This is a genomic window from Microbulbifer mixtoriginis (SeqCode) (assembly GCF_052467515.1).
This window is the reverse complement of sequence record NZ_CP174314.1, coordinates 506,121-524,804: the sequence shown is the minus strand read 5'-3', so window position 1 is coordinate 524,804 and position 18,684 is coordinate 506,121. Positions and strand designations below refer to the sequence as shown.

Below are 18,684 nucleotides of genomic sequence, written 5' to 3'. Positions count from 1 at the left end.
AATGATGGTCCCAACCATCGACGGTTACAACAACACTATCAAGAGCAAAATTTGGCATCCGTGCCTCGGGCAAGCTCATCCACAAGGTCCGACTAAGACTCTGCACCCGTCGGTTCCAGCTTGTCCGCTCAGCTTGCGCTGATTCTTCCCACTTCTCGCACCTCCAACAGTGCGAGAATACAAAATCCATCCGAAATGTTGTGGGGGCTGCCCATCCGTGGCAGGGAACCGCTTTCACAATCTCCCGTACCCCCTCAACTGGTCGCTACTTTACGAATTCAGGAATTACAGGTCTATCACGGCCAATTACAAGGAATTACACGCCAAGTATTTTATCCTTTCTCTTAGGCTGTTAGAGTCATCTAATAACAAAAAGCATCATCTAATGAGGATACGATGGAAGCGAATCTCGAAGATGTAAAAATTCTCTCTCCCCGACGCAACAGCACTGAGGCCACTAGTATTGCGGAGCTTGCTCGGGAGCAACTCCAGCATTTTTGTATTGATCGGGAGTCGGAGCACGGGCGCTTACTGGAGCAAACTGCGGCGCTGTTATATCAAGCACAGGGCAACTTGAATCAGCTGTGGAGTCAGGTAAGCGAAACTCTGAACCGATTGGATCGGTCCGACAAGATTGCCTACTTCAATGCCAAGCGCTTTATGAGTTTCCAGCTGGCAAAACTATTGGACACCCTTCAAAATCCGTTGCGTGCCAGCTTTCAGAGTCTGCAGGGAGATGATTTCAATATCACCACCCGCGGTGGCTACCCACTGTTCGATAATATCCCAGCGATTTTTTCTGCTACGCCGGTGATTGCACGCACCGCCACTTATATCTATGCATGTACCGAGTGGGTAGACGACGCCTTCCGCGGCCGTGAACCCAGCCACGATATTTACTCGCGCCTACTCAACCCCACCTCTATCTCCCTGGCCAACGCCATTGTGGATTTGGAGTGCGGACCGGCAGCCAATGAGTATATGGCCTGGAACTTCAATTCCGGTATGGCCGCCATTGACGCGCTACTCTCCAATCAGCTGCGCCGCGACGATATTTTGATCGTCTCGCGCAATATCTATGGCGGCGTACACCAACTCTTACAGGATTTTTACGCCCGCCCAGACAAACTGGCGATCCAGCTGGTTTGGTTTGACGGCACCAGCGGTAAAGACTTCGAAAAACTACTGGCCGACACACAGCGCGATTACGCCGATGCCCTTCAGCAAGGCTCCAAGCTCCACGTCTATATCGAATCGCCCTGTAACCCCCACGGTATCATGTTGGACTTACCCGCTATCTGTAAGGCTGCACACCAGGAAAATATTCTGATCAGCCTGGATGCCACCCTGGCCACCCCCTTCCTTTATCAACCACTACGACGCCAAGATCGCGAGGAGCGTCCAGACTTTGTTGTGCACTCCTACACCAAAGACATTGGCGGCACCGGTGCCGCAACCGCTGGCGTGGTGATTGGGGAAAACCACCGTATGTTTATTCCCAAGGGCGACAGTGCTAAGGGGCTGAACTGGGATCAGTGCATGTTCTGGGATGTGTATTACATCAAAGGCGCTTTCCTAGATGCGGATAAAGCCTGGGAGGTGCACTGTGGTATGCGCACTCTGGAAATGCGTATGTTGACCAAGTGTATCAATACCCAGTGCCTCAGCCATTTCTTCGCCAGTCACAGCAAAATTCGTGTGAACAGCCATGCGGTGGAAAGCCATCCGAACGCGAAGCTACGCAAAGCCTTGATGCGCTATCAGCTGCCAACCCCATTATTTAGTATTGATATGGAAGCGGCACAGATTCCCACTGAGGCTTTCAAAAGTTTCTTCGATGCGCTGGAGCCCGCGTTTGGACAGATGGTAAGCCTGGGACAGACCAATACCATGGTACTTTGCCCCGCGCTTACTTCTCACTCCGAACTTTCTCCTCAGGCCATGGAAGCGGCGGGTATATTCGCAACCACAATCCGAATATCGGTGGGAGATGAAAATATGGCTCAGCTAGCGGCTCATGTGATCAGCTGTGCGCGCTTACATCTTGACCCTGTTAGCCCTGGATTTAGTGGGGGCTTTATCTCACCGCAAGAAGCGGATGCTACCTTCACCCGCTTCTATCTGGAATCACATAAAAAAGTTGTAGAAGCACAACCGAAAATCACCGACTACCTGTAAAAAGCTGAAAAGCGGGCGCGCAGTAATTATCCCCTGCCGTGGCCCGCTTGTTGCACTACCCTATATCCCGTAGTATCACCGCTTCTGTCCATAATTTAATCAAACAAAATGCCGAATTTTTCTGCCCACTTTCTGGCCTGGGTGCTCTTCTGTCTCTCAACTCTGGCGCTGGCACAGGGATATGAGCAGCTTTACAGCGACTATCGCGGTAGCCTCTATCAAATACGCTTAATTGAAAAATCTTCTAATTCGAAAGCCGGGCTCGGCTCAGGATTCCAGATTTCCGCCGATGGTCTACTCGCCACCAATTACCACGTTGTCGCGCAAGCAGTTAGCGATCCGGATAAATATATACTGGAATATCTTTCAACCGATGGCACCAAGGGCACCCTGGAGCTCTTGGATATCGATGTCGTCAACGACTTGGCGCTACTACGCCAAGACAAGCCAGGCAAAGAATACTTGCAACTCGCCACCGAAACCCCAAAGCAAGGCGAAACCATAGTCTCCCTCGGTAATCCTCTGGATCTAGGGATGACCCTGATCCCTGGCACTTACAACGGTATCGCCGGAGGTAGTTTTTACGATCGTATTCATTTTGCCGGTTCTATTAATCCCGGCATGAGTGGTGGCCCGGCTATTAATACTCGCGGCCAAGTAGTGGGGATCAATGTGGCAACTGCCGGTAACCAGGTAAGCTTCCTGGTTCCGGTGGATAAACTGATCAATTTGTTAAAGCACTTCCATCAACGCAATGTGGCACTGGACCTACAAAAGGTCACCTACCAGCAGCTGCTCGACAATCAACAGCGTATTATCGACTCCATACTGGAGGCGGACTGGCAGCGCCGCTCCCTCGGCGAGGCCAAGGTTGTTGGGGAAATAGTGCCCGCCATTAAGTGCTGGGGCAACAGTGAGGAAGATAGCGACAATCCTATTAAACGCATCGATAAAGGTTGTACTGGGCAGGATGTGATTTTTCTCTCCGACGACTTTAACACCGGTCGGGTGGAGTACGAGTTTTTCTGGCTAGAATCTGAGGGTCTTCTACCGGCACGGTTTTATGCGGAATACGAGCATCAGATGAGCACTTTTTATCCTGGCAACAGTGCCGGTGAAGAGGATGTCACCAACTTCCGCTGCCGCCAGAGCTTTACCTCCCAGCCGCGCAATGACAATGGCCCCGTATCCAAACCAGAGCGCAGTAAAAAACCGTTAATTAGCCGCACCAGTTACTGTGTAAGACGCTATAAAAACTTCCCCGATCTATACGATATCTTTTTCTTGAGCCTCAGCGTGGACCAGAAGAATCGCGCGCTGGTCAGCCACTTTACTCTATCCGGCTTTACCCGGGAGTCTGCCGACGCCTTTGCCGAGAAGTTCACGAGCGAAATCCAATGGCACTGATAATTGAAGAACTCAACCGCGCTCACCGGGTGCAGGTGCGCTACCGAATGGAAGGTGAAAAGTTCACCCTGGGCCGCGCCTATAGCAACGATGCAATCTTGGAAGACATCCACACAGATGGGCGCCATGCAGAAATTCGTCGGGAAGAAGATGGCAGTTATATTCTGCACGATTTGAATACGGTGAATGGCAGCCAGCTACTGGGGAATCTGAAAAACCGATCGGTTAAGCCGGGGGAGATCTCCTCCCATCAGATTACCTCTGGGGATCTAATACAATGTGGTAAGTCGCGCTTACGAATATTTAATTGCGATGACGATGTTGCCGAGGCCACCCCTCTGCATTCGCTGGAAAATCTGTTTGCCAGCCTATCCAACCCTCTGTACGCCACACTCCTGGTACTCGCCGTAGCTCTGTCCACGGTACTGCTCAGCTACCTCGGCTACGCGCGTACTTATCAGTGGACCATCGCCGTCAACATCTTAGTCAGTGCGGTGATCGGCTTGGTTATTTATGCGGGTGCCTGGGCTTTTGTAGGCAGGGTGGTCCGCCACGAAACACACTTTTTTGCCCACCTTTCCATCGCCGCTATGGGCGTACTCACTTACGCCGTCTGGGAGTGGTTCGGCAGTATACTGAATTACAACTTCGCCATAGGGGATACCATGGAGGTTCTGGACTTCCTGGTACTCGCTGTCATTTTGCCCACTATGCTCTGGTGCGCTTGTTATCTGGCCACCAACCTAGGGCGCGCCTGGCGCTGGGCGGTAGCACTAGTACTGCCGCTCGGCTTTTTAGGCCTCAGTCTGGTGGAAACGATCAGCTCGATCGATGACTTCCGAGAAACACCGGCGCTCTCCACTGAGCTCAAATACGATAATATGCTGTTGCGTAAGCCGGTGCCCATGCAGGAATTTATCACCGGTTCGGCCGCACTATTTGATATTCCTATCAAAAAAGAAGAGCCGGAAAATGAGAGCAAGGAGAGCTCTCCCGCAGAAAACGAGAACGCAGAGGTAGAGCAGTGAATACAGTGTTTTGGAGCCCCGGCCTGGAACAGTTGGAACCTTACACTCCCGGTGAGCAGCCCAGCGGTACAACTCTGATTAAACTGAACACCAACGAGAACCCCTACCCCGCTTCGCCCCGAGCACTGGCACTATTGGCACAGAAAGATTTTGCCGAAGCCCTGCGTCGCTATCCCGACCCAGAGTCCTGTGAGTTGCGCGCAGCCATTGCCACGCGATATGGACTGAATGACAGGCAAGTTTTCGTCGGTAATGGCTCCGATGAGGTTCTAGCGCTAAGTTTTTATAGCTTTTTCCGCCGCAACGAACCCTTACTGTTTCCTGATATCACCTACAGCTTCTACCCGGTGTACTGCCAGCTTTTCGACATAGAGTCCCGCAGTATTCCCCTCTCAGAAGACTTTAGTCTCAATGTGGAGGATTTCTCGGGTACTGCCGCTGGAATTATTATCCCCAATCCCAACGCCCCGACAGGACGCTACTTATCACTCGATAGAATTGAAGCACTACTGCAGCTACAACCAGAGCGAGTGGTGATCATTGATGAAGCCTACATCGATTTTGGGGGGGAAAGTGCCGCCCAATTGATCGAGCAATACCCCAATCTGCTGGTCATTCACACCCTGTCTAAGTCTTATGCTCTGGCAGGTCTGCGCCTCGGCTTTGCTATGGGGCAGGAACACCTGATTGAGGGGCTGCTGCGCGCCAAGAACTCTTTCAATTCTTATCCTATCGATGCCATCGCACAGGAAGTGGCTACTGCAGCCATCCGCGATAGGGCCTGGCATGAAAACAACTGCAGCAAGGTTGTCGCCACACGCTCTCGCACAGAAGAGGCACTGCTTGAACTGGGGTTTGAAGTTATACCTTCCAAAGCGAATTTCATACTGGCGAAGCCCCCTGCCCCTGGTGCCGAGGCCCTCTACCTGGCACTGCGCGAACTGGGCATTCTGGTGAGATACTTCAATAAGCCCCGCATCAGTGAATACCTGCGTATCTCTATTGGCACAGATCAGGAAATGGACCAACTGATAGGGAACTGTAAAGAGATACTTGCGTCACAGAGCTAGTAAACTGTCAGTCTATACTCGTCGGGTCCGCGCCCAGCGCAACCCGACCACCAGACTTATCGGTAACTAGGGATTTATGTCTCTCTTATTTAATCGCCCCAAACTGTTCGCCAATACCAAGCTCTTCGCCAGCGCTCTGGCTCTAGCCACCGCCATCCTGAGCTATCAGGCCCAGGCCAACCCCTGGGAGGAGAGTGAGAGCCCCAGCGCACAGAACCCAGCCAGCATAGGCACCTATACCAATGGCTGTCTCGCGGGAGGAGAAACCCTGCCTCTACGTGGCGAGGGCTATCAACTGGTGCGCACCGGCCGCGATCGCCACTTCGCCCATCCGGACACCATCGCCTTCCTCAAGGACTTTTCCCGGAGTGTTGCACGGAATAATCTCGGCAGAATTCAGATCGGCGATATGTCCATGGCGCGAGGTGGTCCCTTTGGCAGTGGAGGGCACAGTAGCCATCAGACCGGCCTTGATGTGGATATTTGGTTTTCACAAGACAAGCGCGCCGCAGAGCGGGCACTGACAGAGTGGGAGCGCGATAATATCTCCGCTATACCTCTGGCGGATACTCGCGAACATCGCCTGGTCAAAGAAAATTGGGATGAACGAGTCCCCAAGATCCTGCGAATGGCCGCAGAGGATCAGCGGGTAGAGCGGATTTTTGTCCATCCCACCATCAAGCGTCACTTATGTGAAATTTCGGGCGTCGATAATGAATGGCTGCGCAAAGTACGCCCCTGGTGGGGACACAATTACCACTTTCATGTGCGGCTTGCCTGCCCGGCCGGCAGCAGTGACTGCAAGCCTCAGGCTCCAGTGCGCACCACACCCTGCGGGAATGACCTGGACTGGTGGTTCAGCGAAGAATTCTACGCAATACTGAACGGCACTAAGGCCCAGCCGACAAAACCCAAACCCAAGACGATACCGCAGCAGTGCCAGCAGGTTTTACTGGCACCTCCAGCTGGCACCACGATGGAATAACTTTATGATCAACACCTTGCTTATCTGCGGCGGTGGCAGCAGCGAGCACGAAGTGTCCTTGCGCACCGCAGATTTTATTGAAGGACAATTGGCCGAATCTGAAGATATCGCCCTGATGCGAGTTGAGATGGATGCTAGCGGCTGCCTGACTGATAAAGAAGGTCGCGTCTATCATATCTTTTACGATGGCAAGATTCGCGATGAAGCCGGCAATGCCTGGGATGTCGATTACGTCATCCCAGCAATTCACGGTTACCCAGGAGAAACTGGCGACCTGCAATCCCAACTCGAGATGTTCGGCATCCCCTATTTCGGTTCAGCACCGGAGGCGAGCAAAATTTGTTTTAACAAGATTAAAACGAAAATGTGGCTGAGCGCGCTAGGGATCGATAACACCCCCTATCTGTTTCTACACAGCCTGGAGGCTGAAGAGTTGAGTAAGGCCCACGCCGCACTGGAAGAGTGGGAAGCGGTCTTTATCAAAGCTTCAAACCAGGGTTCCTCGGTTGGCTGCTTTAAAGTCAGCCACAAGGAAGATTTGGAAGATGCAATCGCAGAAGCTTTTACCCTCTCATCCTATGTATTGGTAGAAAAAGCCCTCAATGCCCGCGAACTCGAGGTGGCAGTTTACACTTATGGCGAAGAGCTCATAGCCACTCATCCCGGTGAGGTCCGCGCGCCAGCGGATACTTTTTATACCTATAAGGAAAAATATGCCGCAGGCAGTCGCGCCGAGACATTTATTAAAGCTGAGGGTCTGAGCGAAGAGCAATTGGCTTGGATTCAGGAAGTCTCGATACGTACTTTTAAGGCCCTAAAGCTGAAAGATCTCTCTCGCATCGATTTTTTCCTAACAGACGAAGGGGAGCTCTACCTAAATGAAGTCAATACTTTCCCCGGAATGACTCCCAACTCTATGTTCCCCAAAATGATGCAAAACCATGGCCATGATTTTACTGAATATCTGACTGGTCAAATTCGTTCCGCGGTAAAACAATCGGTTAAATAAATATTACCTTGAACTCCACTCAGAAAAATGACATTAAAAAAAGGGGCAATAGCCCCTTTTTTTAATGTCAGTAAACGAAACACAACTAGTGCAACAACCAATCCTGTTGCCGTCTACGGGAAAATTGGCTGCGCAGAAACTCCATCTGATCCCCGCGAATCCGCTCACTATTAATCAAAGCCAGATATTCTGCAGCATTGGGACAAAAGGGCAGAGCCAGTAATTCCATATCAATATCTTCAAGTAAAAAATTGCCCTTATGCTGATTACAGCGGCGACAGGCTGTGACCACATTTTCCCAAGAGTCCATCCCTCCCTTCGACACTGGGATAACATGATCTCGAGTTAGCTCAGCTGACTTAAAAATACTCCCGCAATAGAGGCAGGTGTGCACATCACGAAAAAAAAGTGCGCGGTTAGTAAGCGGCGGACGGTTGCGTGGCCGCGCCATTCGAGCACCGCCACAGGCGATAATTGATGCCAGATCCAGGGCCGAACGCTCTCCATTCCGATTAAACCCGCCCCTTACCCTCTGTACTATGCCCCCCAAAGACCAGGTAACCAGATCCCGGACGTATAAACAGGAAGCCTCCTGCCAAGTGAGCCAGTCCAATGGCTGTCCCGCCAAATTCAGGCGCAAAATGCGTGCTTGCATGACTTCGCCTCCCCGCAGTTAGACAGAAGAACCCGGCCTACTACTACAACTAACCAAGCGGATGCTTTTCCGGCACTCAAGTATCTGATTTGACATGCTGCCTGGAAGAAAGAGATAGACAAATAAGCCTGAACTTGAGAGTCCAGTTTGGATAAGGCGTTAAAGTGATAAGGGCGATAACCCGCTGATGATTTCAATGGCGAGAGGACAAGAGTCCGGCAGTGAGAGAATGCCAGAGCGTAAACGGGCACTGCTAATGATTGATTGCTGAATGCGCCATCCTCCACCGGCCCGAGCAATAATGGCCGACCTCTCATCATTAAAGCGGATAAATATTACAAATTCCAGATAGAAGCAGACCTGGCTTACAAAAAGTACCGACCATGAATAATTAACGATTAGAGAGGACGCAGATTAAGTAAAGAATTACTATTAAAATTTATTTGAACAAATATAAAGTCTTCGAGCATGTAAAACACCGCCCAGGCAATCCGGCCCGGGCGGTGCGTCTCACAGGATGGTGCCCATATCCTTAGGGCGAGCGGCGCATTCCTTTTATCCTTTGCCGCAGAGTTGCAGTCCCTTTTGCGTCCCTGCCAGTTAATTATGGACATTAGGCGAAAAAAGAGTAGGGGTAATCTGCTGAATTTTATGTAAGACATATCTCACAAGATGAAATATTTCTTTAATAAATGAGAGGGAGACTCGATGAGTACACTGTGCTAAAACGGAGCTCAGTGCATGAGCGCGGCCACTATAAACACCTTTATTTCAAGTTCAATCGAAACAGGGAAAAAGACGTTGAAATATACGCTAATTTTTTTGCTTATCTTCAGCGCCGTTGTTTCAAGCGCCTTCACAGCAGTCTCTTCGGGTATTAGCGTTCCCTGGCGCCAAATCATTGGAGGCGCGAAAACCAGCGAGCAGGAGGTCACTCAAAATTTAACAACCGCCACTGGCTATCAACTACAACTATTTACAGATAATGTGCCCAATGCTCGCTGGCTGGCAATAACCCGTTCGGGGGATATCCTCGTATCCCAACCCAAGAAGGGACAGGTTTCCCTGTTAACCCCCGATCGTAACGGTGATGGGCGCGCCGACAGCCAGCGCATCTTAATTGGAGACTTAAACCGCCCACACGGACTTCTACTGCATGAGAACTGGCTATATATAGCGGAAAGCGATGCTGTAGGCAGAGTGCCCTTTGATCACTCCGATGCCCGCCTGGCAGGGCGTTACCAGAGAATCGTCGAAGGCTTGGCAGACAGCGGCCACTGGACCAAAACCCTTGAAAAGGGACCGGATGGCTGGCTGTACCTCAGTAGCGGTTCCAGCTGTAACGTCTGTGTAGAAAAAGATCGCCGACGCGCCAGTATTATGCGCCTGCGTCCCGATGGCAGTGACCTCAAAATATTCGCCACCGGCCTGCGCAATAGTGTGGGGTTTGACTGGTCTCCCAAAGATGGCGGCCTCTATGCCACAGATAATGGTCGCGACTGGCTGGGTGACAACCTGCCACCCGATGAGCTCAACCTTATCCAAGCCGACAAATTCTACGGCTGGCCCTACGCCTATGGTGACCGGGTACCGGACCCGGACTTTATCGACGATGAAGACCCCACCATCAAAGAAATGATTGCCGCTTCCCTCCCCCCTGTACACGAGTTCGCCGCACATAATGCCCCACTAGGCATCCGCTTCCTGCGAAGTCCGGAACAACCGACAGGTTATCGCGGCGCTGCCTTAGTAGCACTGCACGGTTCCTGGAACAGAAGCGTGAAAGATGGTTACAAAGTGGTATCTCTACACTGGGATGAAGGCGGGAAAATCACCCAGCGGGATTTCCTCTGGGGCTTCCTCAGCAACAACCGCAAGGAGGTTTCTGGCAGGCCAGTGGCAATTGCCGAAGATGGCAAGGGCAATATTTATATATCAGACGATTACGCGGGGGCCATCTATCGTCTCTCACCCACCGCTACCCCACAAAAAGTAAAGTTATCCGCGGAGAGAACACCTACCACACCTAGGGTACCCAAAAAACCACCACCAACCGATGCCACCGCCGCGCGCGAGGGAAGAGCGCTATACCTGAGCCACAATTGTGCGCAGTGCCACCAGCAACAGGTACCATTAGCAGGGCTCAACAAAAAGTACACCGTGCAAAGCCTGGCGGACTATTTTGATACGCCAACCCCCCCGATGCCCAGATATGATTTCACCGAGGAGCAGAAAAAAGCATTGGCCCACTACCTGCTTTCAAGGGAGGCTTTGCAATAACTCCCTCTTACCCCTTACTCCGTGCCAATTGACCCCTGCCGCGCCAGCGGCTAAGGTTGCCCCGCAATTACGAGGCGATGCTATGGCGGCAAAGAAAAAATCGGCAAGTTTTGAACAGAGCCTGGAGGCTCTTGAAGAATTAGTAGAACGCCTGGAGGCAGGAGACCTGCCCCTGGAGGAGGCCCTGGCCGACTTTGAGCAAGGGGTCAAACTCACCCGTGAGTGCCAGAAAAAACTCGCCAGCGCCGAGCAAAAGGTCAAAATGCTGATGGAGGAGAACGGTAGTATTCGCGAGTTGCCGTTCGAAGCCGATAACTCCTCAGGCGATTCCTAAGTGAGCTCCCCTACCCTGCCCGCCGAGCTGAGTGCATTCCTCAAGGATTCCTCTCAGCGTGTCGAAAGCCGTATCCGCGACACGCTGACAGAATCTATTCCCGGTGCCAATAAGCTCTTTGAGGCCATGCGCTATGCCGCACTGGGCCCTGGCAAACGCCTGCGCCCAGCACTCGTGTACGCCTGTGCCCAGGTCTTCCGTGGGGTGGATTTTGATCCTGCCAGATGCGACGCCAGCGCCGCTGCCCTTGAGTGCGTCCACGCCTATTCACTGGTGCACGATGACCTGCCAGCCATGGATGATGACGACCTGCGCCGGGGTCGCCCCACTTGTCATATCGCCTACAACGAGGCCACCGCTATTCTCGCCGGTGATGCACTACAAACCCAGGCATTCGAACTGCTGTTGGCCGATAACACCGAACCCGCATTGAAGCTACTACTTATTGCAGAGCTCTCAAAGGCATCTGGCAGCCGGGGGATGGTTGCTGGTCAGGCCATCGACCTGGATTCTGTGGATAAAACCCTCACCCTGGCACAACTAGAAGCGATGCATCGCCTGAAAACTGGCGCCCTTATTCGCGCTAGTGCGCGCATGGGCGCGCTGCACGGTGGTGCCACCAGCGACCAACTGGAAGCGCTAACCCTCTACGCAGAAGCCATTGGCCTGGCTTTTCAGGTACAGGACGATATCCTTGACGTCACAGTAGATACTGCCATTCTGGGTAAAACTCAGGGCGCAGACGCCCTTCTCAACAAACCGACTTATGTCTCCCTACTGGGGCTCAAAGGCGCAAAAGAGAAGCTCCAGGGCTTGCGCGGGGAGGCTTTAAGTGCCCTTTCAACACTGCCCGGCGATACACTACTACTGAAGCAGCTGGCCGATTATATCGTCCAACGCGGCCACTAAGTCGGGATCTCTACCCCGTCATTGGGATGCAATATGCCCTTCACAGGCATACAATCCCCTTCACTAATACCATCTGTAGCAATTGAACCGTTTGATGCTCGAAGAAATTCCACGCACACGCCCGCATACACCGCTGCTTGACGTCATTGACGAGCCGGCACAGCTGCGCGCACTCGATGAACGCCAACTGCCCGAACTCGCCAACCAGTTGCGCGAGTACCTGTTGTATTGTGTCGGCCAAACCGGCGGACACTTCGGCGCCGGTCTCGGTGTGGTGGAGCTGACCATCGCCCTGCACTATATCTACAACACGCCAGAGGACCGCTTGGTCTGGGATGTGGGCCACCAAACCTATCCTCACAAGATACTCACCGGCCGCCGCGAGCAGATGCTTACCATGCGCCAGCAAGGCGGCTTGTCAGGCTTCCCCAAGCGCAGTGAGAGCCCCTACGACACCTTCGGCGTGGGGCATTCCAGTACCTCTATCGGTGCCGCCCTGGGAATGGCCCTGGGCTCCCCCGACGAGCGCAAAGTCGTGGCGGTGATTGGCGACGGCGCTATGACCGCTGGCATGGCCTTCGAAGCGCTCAATCACGCGTCTCACACAGGCCGGGACATGTTGGTTGTGCTCAATGACAACAGCATGTCGATCTCTAAAAATGTCGGAGGCCTGGCTACCTACTTCGCCAAGATTCTTGCCAGCAAAACCTATCTCAATATGCGCGAGGGCAGCCGCAAGATTTTATCGGCTATTCCCAAGGCCTGGCAGTTGGCGCGCCGCACCGAAGAGCATGTTAAAGGCATGATCACTCCCGGCACACTGTTTGAGGAACTGGGCTTCAACTACGTGGGGCCACTGGATGGGCACAACATGCACGATCTGGTGCACACCCTGCGCAACCTGCGCAGCCAGCCCGGTCCCCAGCTACTGCATATCGCCACTACCAAAGGCAAAGGCTTTGGTCCGGCTGAAGCCGACCCGGTGGGTTACCACGCATTGAATAAGCTGGAGCCAGAGAGCAAAGTCCAGGTGGCTGTGCCGGGCAGGAAGAAGCTGCCCAAGTATCAGGATATTTTCGGCCAGTGGCTGTGTGACACCGCCGAAAAGGACGAGCGCCTAATCGGAATTACCCCCGCCATGTGTGAGGGCTCTGGCATGGTAGAGTTTTCCAAGCGTTTTCCAAAACGCTTCCAAGACGTAGCTATTGCCGAGCAGCACGCCGTTACTCTCGCTGCCGGCCTCGCCTGCGAGGGCCAAAAGCCGGTTGTGGCCATTTACTCTACTTTCCTACAGCGCGGCTATGACCAAATGGTGCATGATGTTGCTATCCAAAACCTGGATGTCACCTTCGCCATCGACCGCGCCGGCCTTGTAGGTGAAGACGGCCCAACCCATGCAGGCAGCTTCGATCTGACCTTTATGCGTTGCTTGCCCTACCTCGCCATCGCTGCACCCAGCGACGAGAACGAATGCCGCCAATTACTCTATACCGCATACAAGTACGAGGGGCCCGCCGCTGTGCGCTATCCCCGCGGTACCGGTATGGGCACCGCAATAGAAGAAGAGATGCGCGAGTTACCTATCGGTAAGGGCCGCCTACTGCGTAAAGGCAGCGGCGTGGCCATTTTGAATTTCGGCACTCTACTCGCCCCCGCTACGGCAGCGGCTGAGCGCCTGGGCGCCACTCTCGCCGATATGCGCTGGGTCAAGCCTTTAGATGAAGCGCTGATTGATGAACTGGCCGACAGCCATCAGTTGCTGGTCACCATCGAAGAAAATACCGTCGCCGGAGGTGCTGGCAGCGCCGTTATGGAGTATCTCAACAGCTCTGCGCGAACCCTGCCCGTACTGCAACTGGGCCTGCCGGACCGCATTATTGAGCACGGCAAACACAAAGACCTGCTCGCAGAGATAGGCCTCGATGCCGGCGGCATTGAGGAACAAATCCGCCGGCGCCTGCAGCTGCTTAACCGGCACAATTTTAACGACCGCGCCGCAGCCGCAAACTAACCATAAGGGCCCGATAACCATCTGGGATATCGGGCTCCTGAACCACAACTCAGCCGCTTACTATTGATTTGACGATACCGCGTGACTTAACGCCCTTCTATCAATCAATTTCCGCACGCCTTGGGGGAAAGATGTCACTACTCAAGAAAACTCTTGTCGCATCCATCGGTCTGTTCGCCAGCCTCAATGCAACCGCTATGGAACAGGAAGATTTTAAGAAGGCCTATCGGGCGCTGCCGAAAGAGAATGCCTCTGAAAGACTGGTGGCCCTACAGGATCTGCGCTATCGCTGGATTATGGAAAGCTTTCCCAGCCAGGCCACTTATGAGGGCTATCCAGGGCAAAATGATCGCTGGGTAGACAACTCAAAGAGAGGCATTGAGGCTCGACAAGAACAGACTCGTCAACTTTTAGGTGCTACCCGCAACCTCGATGTCAGCGAGTTACCCGAGCAGCAACAACTGGACTACCAACTGCTTTACCAGGATTTGCTCGGTGGGGTGAAGGGCTTCCAGTTCCCCGAACATCTACAACCCATTACCCATATGAGCGGTATCCAGCTCGATGTGCCGAATGTACTCAACAGTATGCCGCGCAGTACGGTTGCTGATTACGAAGATATTCTGGCACGCCTATCAAAGCTACCAACTTTGGTAACACAGACACAGACGCTAATGCAGCAGGGATTAAGAAAAGGGGTTACTCCGCCGCAAATCACTCTGCGTGATCTACCCCGGCAGATCCGCGCGCTGATCCCCACAACTCCCGAGCAGAGTCCTCTACTCAGTGCTTTTGCGGAAATGCCCAGCGCCATCCCCAAAGCGAAACAAAAAAGCCTGCGCCAGCGCGCCCTCGCCATCTACGCAAGCCAGTTATTACCGGCATGGCGAGACATGGCGGAATTTATCGAAAGGGAATACATTCCTGAAGCACAGAAAGGCATCGCCCTCAGCAGTCGCCCAGACGGTCTACGCTGGTATGCCTACAAAGTAGAAAAGAGCACCACCACTCACCTTAGCCCGGAAGAAATCCACCGCATAGGCTTGGCCGAAGTGAAGCGTATCCGTGCAGAGATGCAAGCTGTCATGCAGAAAACAGGCTTCCAAGGTGACTTCAAGGCCTTTACAGAATTCCTGCGCAATGACCCACGCTTTTACCACACCAGCCGTGAGGCCCTGTTACGAGACTACCGGGATATTGCCAAGCGCATTGATAGCGAGCTGCCCGCCCTGTTTGGTACCTTGCCCAGGCTGCCCTATGGAGTTAAACCCATTCCCGGCTACTCGGAGCAGTCACAGACCACAGCCTATTACCAGCCTGGCTCCAACGAAGCCGGCCGCGCGGGTATCTTCTTTGCCAATACCTACAACCTGCCCAGTCGACCCAAATGGGAAATGGAAGCGCTGACGGTACATGAGGCAATGCCTGGCCACCACTTACAGATTGCCCTGGCCCAGGAGCAAGCTGATATTCACCCATTGCGACGCATGGCTCTCTATACCGCTTTTGTGGAAGGCTGGGGCCTCTACTCCGAAAGCCTCGGTTATGACCTGGGTTTGTACAAAGATCCCTACAGCGAGTTTGGGGCGCTGACCTACGATATGTGGCGCGCCGTGCGTCTGGTTGTAGACACCGGCATGCATCAGCTGGGCTGGAGCCGTGAGCAGGCAATTGACTATTTTATGGAAAATAGTGCCAAGCCTCTGCACGATGTCACCGTGGAAATTGATCGCTACCTGGTTTGGCCTGGACAGGCACTGGCCTATAAATTAGGGCAATTAAAAATTAAGGAGCTACGTGCAAAAGCAGAAGAGAAACTCGACAATAACTTTGATATCCGCAGCTTCCACGATGCCCTTCTTGGCGCCGGTGCCCTGCCCTTAAATATTCTCGAAACACGAATGAACAGCTGGATTGAAAGCCAGGGCTCTGCATCGGCCCAGGTTACTCCCCCTGTAACATCACAAATCTCTGCAGGCTAGATAAACGAAAGGGCAGGTATTTCCTGCCCTTTTTTATGACTGAAGTCTCCGCTAAAAGCCCTCTAATCAAATCACCACTCTGAAGATACAGATAAATAGATTGCGCGTGGCTCCCCAGGAAAATACCTGTCCCCAGCAAAGCTGCTATAGTCCGCTCGCTCTGCGTAAGCCCTATTGGTTAGATTTAACATCCTTGCTGAGAGAGCCCAACGATCAAATTCCCACCGGGCTCGCAGGTTCAATAAGTTGTGCCCAGAATATTCATGCTGATTTTGGGGGTCGGTGTAATAGCGCCCCTGATACAACCACTCCAGTTCAGCGTTTATACCTTGCCGAGGTTGCCACTGCAGGCGATAGCTACCGAAAGCCCTGGGAGCTGAATCCACAAGATTGCCATCCAGTAGTACTCCCCTCAGCTCTCGCTCACCTCGATAACGGTGCTCCGCATAACTGGAAGAAGCTTCCAGTCGCCAGTCCTGAGCAAATTTATAGCCAAGAGCCATCTCTACACCGCGATGTGAGGTTTTCCCATTCGATTGGTTAAAGTACTCCGTATCCCGAAAAATTACATTGCGCTTGCGCATTCCATAAGCGACGAGCTCATAAGAAAGGTTTTCCTTAATAGCTCGTACCCCCAATTCAATACTGCTGATTTGCTCGGACTCCAATTCGGCAACAGTTTGTTCTCGCTGTAAACGATAAAGTTCTGTTGCCTGGGGAACCCGATATCCTTGAGCCATATTGACAAATAATTGCAGGCCTGATGTGAAATCGTAAGTAGCTCCTAGTTTGGGTGACCAGTTCTGGAAACTGTCTTTGCGGTCTTCTGGCCGGCTAAACCTACAGCCACCAAAGCCACAAGGGAGACCATCCTCGGCCGTACGGCCAGAAAGCATTTTATTGTTGTAGTCATACTGTACCGACTCAAAACGTACACCGCTGTAAAGCTTTAAAGTATCGGTAACATTCCAGGTAGCCAAAGTAAAAGGAGCAACGCTGTAAGCATTTACTTGATAGTCATAGTGCTTACCTACAGGGATAGTCTCCCGCAAAAAATCTGATCCCTCAGTTGGATCTTTTTGCAGTTCTCGTAAGTAGCCTTGAGTAAATTCTGTATCTAGCCCCATTACTACTTCCAAGTTGCCTTCCCAGCTAAAAAGATAGCTACTCCGCAAGCCGATACTCTCCTGGCCACTTTCTTCCAACGCCTGCCCCGGCAAATAATGCTGCAGAAAACGCATATCTGTTTTTCTAAGATAAGGGGCCAGTGATAGCTTTTTTCCCGAGCCCAAATCAATATCGAGAATGGAGTAAAGCCGTACCGCGGAGGCATCGCGGAATGCTTCTGGATTCGGGTTTTCCCTGTCCCGCTGATCATCCCGATAGGCATTGTATCCTTCGATATAACCCGCTGTTTCCTGATTTAAATTCGTGACTGCCAGACGAGAACGGATTTGTGTCTTCCCTGTAGTGACAGAGTGCAAAAGGCTGAGCTTTTGTTGATCGTAACCAGAGTGGTCCCGATAACCACCATCAGATGCCAGGGAAAGATCTGCTCGCACTCTGCCTTTGTTAGAAAAGTTAGATTCTGCCGAAATACTGGCTCGATAGTAATCGTGAGGACCACCTTCAAAGCCTAAAATGCCAGAAAAGGACTTGGTATTTTCTTCAATTTCCGGACTCAGAGTATTCACGACACCATGCATAGCATTGGAACCATACAGGGTGCTGGCCGGGCCGCGAATAACTTCAATTCTCTGAGCCATTTCACTATGGGATTCAAACAACTCATTAATATTGCAGAATCCATGTGCCCGCAGAGGGATGCCATCCTCCATTGTCAGCACACTGCCACAGGCTCCAGCCCCAGACAGTACTGGCGAACGCAATGCGGGTAAATATTCCTGGCCGTTACCCCTTGCCACATTGGCCCCAGGAACCCGCACTAAACTTTGCTGGATATGATTGTGCTTAATCAGCTTTAACTCGAAACGATCAACCATGGAGAAACTTTCTGGATAATCCTGAAACTGTTTCTCAACACGACTGGCTGTGACAACGACCGACTCTATTTTCGCCGAATCCGACAAAGCCACCTGACTGACCGACAAAAGTATTAGCACCAGGCTCTTGGTTTTTATTAACATGCTTCCAGCTTATTTTTCCTTCGATATCAGTCAACCATACAGGACCTGGGCAGGGTTTTCCCACACTTCCCCTACTTCTCTCAAAGTCTCCTTCCGCATTAAGCTATCAAGCTCCCTGTCAAAAGCTATACCGAAGTAAAAACACGCTATAAAAAGGCGTCATCTGCAAATTAGTCAATCTATTTCCCCTAACTTCTAGGCAAAGTGGCAGATAGCTATTCTCCGACCTAACCTCCAAGAGGAGGTCGAAATAAGATTTTTTAAAAATTACCCTTTAAAGAGGAAAAGCATGGCCTGGTTCTACCTGTTAATGGCCGGTCTTTGTGAAATAGGCTGGGTGCTGGGGCTAAAAATATCCCAAGAGACATCGACTCGCCTGCTGGGTGTTGTAATGGCGGTCGTATTTATTGGCCTCAGTGGGTTTTTATTGTGGTTGGCCCAGCGAGAGATTCCCATTGGCATCTCCTATGCCGTCTGGACCAGTATCGGTGCGGCCGGTGCCTTTCTGATGGGAGTCATTTTCTTTGGTGAGACAGCCAGTCTCGGACGATATCTCGGAGTACTGTTAATTATCGTCGGGGTAGTCACATTAAAATTGGCCCGCTAGCTTGTATAAAGGCTTTGAAGGGCAGCGAATGCTGCCCTTCAAAGCCTGGTTAAATAGCGCTTAAAAAAATAGAGGTGTAAAA

Annotated in this window: 14 protein-coding genes; 12 read left to right on the top strand and 2 right to left on the bottom strand. The window is 52.1% G+C overall.

The window, feature by feature from the left end:
* Positions 1-396: 396 nt before the first annotated feature.
* The 6 genes from ACJJIT_RS02085 (at position 397) to ACJJIT_RS02060 (ending at position 7,677) form a co-directional block, all read left to right on the top strand.
* Positions 397-2,178 (top strand): trans-sulfuration enzyme family protein, encoded by a 1,782-nt coding sequence (locus ACJJIT_RS02085; protein WP_444899813.1) that lies wholly within the window; start codon positions 397-399, stop codon positions 2,176-2,178.
* A 108-nt stretch (positions 2,179-2,286) separates the two neighbouring features.
* Complete coding sequence (locus ACJJIT_RS02080; RefSeq protein ID WP_444899812.1) at positions 2,287-3,585, top strand: S1C family serine protease; 1,299 nt, start codon at positions 2,287-2,289, stop codon at positions 3,583-3,585.
* Positions 3,576-4,613, top strand: coding sequence for an FHA domain-containing protein (locus ACJJIT_RS02075; RefSeq protein ID WP_444899811.1), 1,038 nt, complete (start codon positions 3,576-3,578; stop codon positions 4,611-4,613). Before ACJJIT_RS02080 ends, ACJJIT_RS02075 begins: the two co-directional genes overlap by 10 nt.
* Positions 4,610-5,683 (top strand): histidinol-phosphate transaminase, encoded by a 1,074-nt coding sequence (gene hisC / locus ACJJIT_RS02070; RefSeq protein WP_444899810.1) that lies wholly within the window; start codon positions 4,610-4,612, stop codon positions 5,681-5,683. Before ACJJIT_RS02075 ends, hisC begins: the two co-directional genes overlap by 4 nt.
* A gap of 76 nt (positions 5,684-5,759) precedes the next feature.
* On the top strand, positions 5,760-6,668 hold the full coding sequence (gene mepA, locus ACJJIT_RS02065; RefSeq protein WP_444899809.1) for a penicillin-insensitive murein endopeptidase: 909 nt from the start codon (positions 5,760-5,762) through the stop codon (positions 6,666-6,668).
* Between the two features lie 4 nt (positions 6,669-6,672).
* On the top strand, positions 6,673-7,677 hold the full coding sequence (locus ACJJIT_RS02060; RefSeq protein WP_444899808.1) for a D-alanine--D-alanine ligase: 1,005 nt from the start codon (positions 6,673-6,675) through the stop codon (positions 7,675-7,677).
* A gap of 85 nt (positions 7,678-7,762) precedes the next feature.
* Here the strand turns inward: ACJJIT_RS02060 and ACJJIT_RS02055 are convergent, their stop codons facing one another.
* Positions 7,763-8,332, bottom strand: a complete 570-nt coding sequence (locus ACJJIT_RS02055; protein WP_444882779.1) for an HNH endonuclease — start codon at positions 8,330-8,332, stop codon at positions 7,763-7,765.
* An 801-nt stretch (positions 8,333-9,133) separates the two neighbouring features.
* Between ACJJIT_RS02055 and ACJJIT_RS02050 the strand changes: the two genes are divergently transcribed.
* The 5 genes from ACJJIT_RS02050 to ACJJIT_RS02030 all read left to right on the top strand — a co-directional run bounded on the left by ACJJIT_RS02050 (position 9,134) and on the right by ACJJIT_RS02030 (position 15,848).
* Positions 9,134-10,612, top strand: coding sequence for a PQQ-dependent sugar dehydrogenase (locus ACJJIT_RS02050; RefSeq protein ID WP_444899807.1), 1,479 nt, complete (start codon positions 9,134-9,136; stop codon positions 10,610-10,612).
* Positions 10,613-10,694: 82 nt separating this feature from the next.
* Positions 10,695-10,946 (top strand): exodeoxyribonuclease VII small subunit, encoded by a 252-nt coding sequence (locus ACJJIT_RS02045; RefSeq protein WP_444882781.1) that lies wholly within the window; start codon positions 10,695-10,697, stop codon positions 10,944-10,946.
* Entirely contained in the window at positions 10,947-11,855 is a 909-nt protein-coding gene (locus ACJJIT_RS02040; RefSeq protein ID WP_444899806.1) for a polyprenyl synthetase family protein, read from the top strand.
* Positions 11,856-11,949: 94 nt separating this feature from the next.
* Positions 11,950-13,866, top strand: coding sequence for a 1-deoxy-D-xylulose-5-phosphate synthase (gene dxs / locus ACJJIT_RS02035; protein WP_444899805.1), 1,917 nt, complete (start codon positions 11,950-11,952; stop codon positions 13,864-13,866).
* 131 nt (positions 13,867-13,997) lie between these two features.
* Positions 13,998-15,848, top strand: coding sequence for a DUF885 domain-containing protein (locus ACJJIT_RS02030; RefSeq protein WP_444899804.1), 1,851 nt, complete (start codon positions 13,998-14,000; stop codon positions 15,846-15,848).
* Between the two features lie 71 nt (positions 15,849-15,919).
* On the opposite strand, the gene ACJJIT_RS02025 is transcribed toward ACJJIT_RS02030, so the two are convergent.
* Positions 15,920-17,995 carry a TonB-dependent receptor gene (locus ACJJIT_RS02025; protein WP_444899803.1) on the bottom strand — a complete coding sequence of 692 codons (2,076 nt, stop codon included), beginning with the start codon at positions 17,993-17,995 and terminating at the stop codon, positions 15,920-15,922.
* Positions 17,996-18,284: 289 nt separating this feature from the next.
* Here ACJJIT_RS02025 and ACJJIT_RS02020 point away from each other — a divergent pair, with 289 nt between their 5' ends.
* Entirely contained in the window at positions 18,285-18,602 is a 318-nt protein-coding gene (locus tag ACJJIT_RS02020; RefSeq protein ID WP_252083343.1) for a DMT family transporter, read from the top strand.
* Positions 18,603-18,684 lie beyond the last annotated feature (82 nt).

Excerpts from the sequence above, each read along its gene's own strand:
- ACJJIT_RS02075 (WP_444899811.1), top strand. The coding sequence starts at position 3,576 with ATGGCACTGATAATTGAAGAACTCAACCGCGCTCACCGGGTGCAGGTG.
- ACJJIT_RS02045 (WP_444882781.1), top strand. The coding sequence starts at position 10,695 with ATGGCGGCAAAGAAAAAATCGGCAAGTTTTGAACAGAGCCTGGAGGCT.
- ACJJIT_RS02030 (WP_444899804.1), top strand. The coding sequence starts at position 13,998 with ATGTCACTACTCAAGAAAACTCTTGTCGCATCCATCGGTCTGTTCGCC.
- ACJJIT_RS02025 (WP_444899803.1), bottom strand. The coding sequence starts at position 17,995 with ATGTTAATAAAAACCAAGAGCCTGGTGCTAATACTTTTGTCGGTCAGT.
- ACJJIT_RS02080 (WP_444899812.1), top strand. The coding sequence starts at position 2,287 with ATGCCGAATTTTTCTGCCCACTTTCTGGCCTGGGTGCTCTTCTGTCTC.
- ACJJIT_RS02055 (WP_444882779.1), bottom strand. The coding sequence starts at position 8,332 with ATGCAAGCACGCATTTTGCGCCTGAATTTGGCGGGACAGCCATTGGAC.
- ACJJIT_RS02020 (WP_252083343.1), top strand. The coding sequence starts at position 18,285 with ATGGCCTGGTTCTACCTGTTAATGGCCGGTCTTTGTGAAATAGGCTGG.
- ACJJIT_RS02085 (WP_444899813.1), top strand. The coding sequence starts at position 397 with ATGGAAGCGAATCTCGAAGATGTAAAAATTCTCTCTCCCCGACGCAAC.
- mepA (WP_444899809.1), top strand. The coding sequence starts at position 5,760 with ATGTCTCTCTTATTTAATCGCCCCAAACTGTTCGCCAATACCAAGCTC.
- ACJJIT_RS02060 (WP_444899808.1), top strand. The coding sequence starts at position 6,673 with ATGATCAACACCTTGCTTATCTGCGGCGGTGGCAGCAGCGAGCACGAA.
- dxs (WP_444899805.1), top strand. The coding sequence starts at position 11,950 with ATGCTCGAAGAAATTCCACGCACACGCCCGCATACACCGCTGCTTGAC.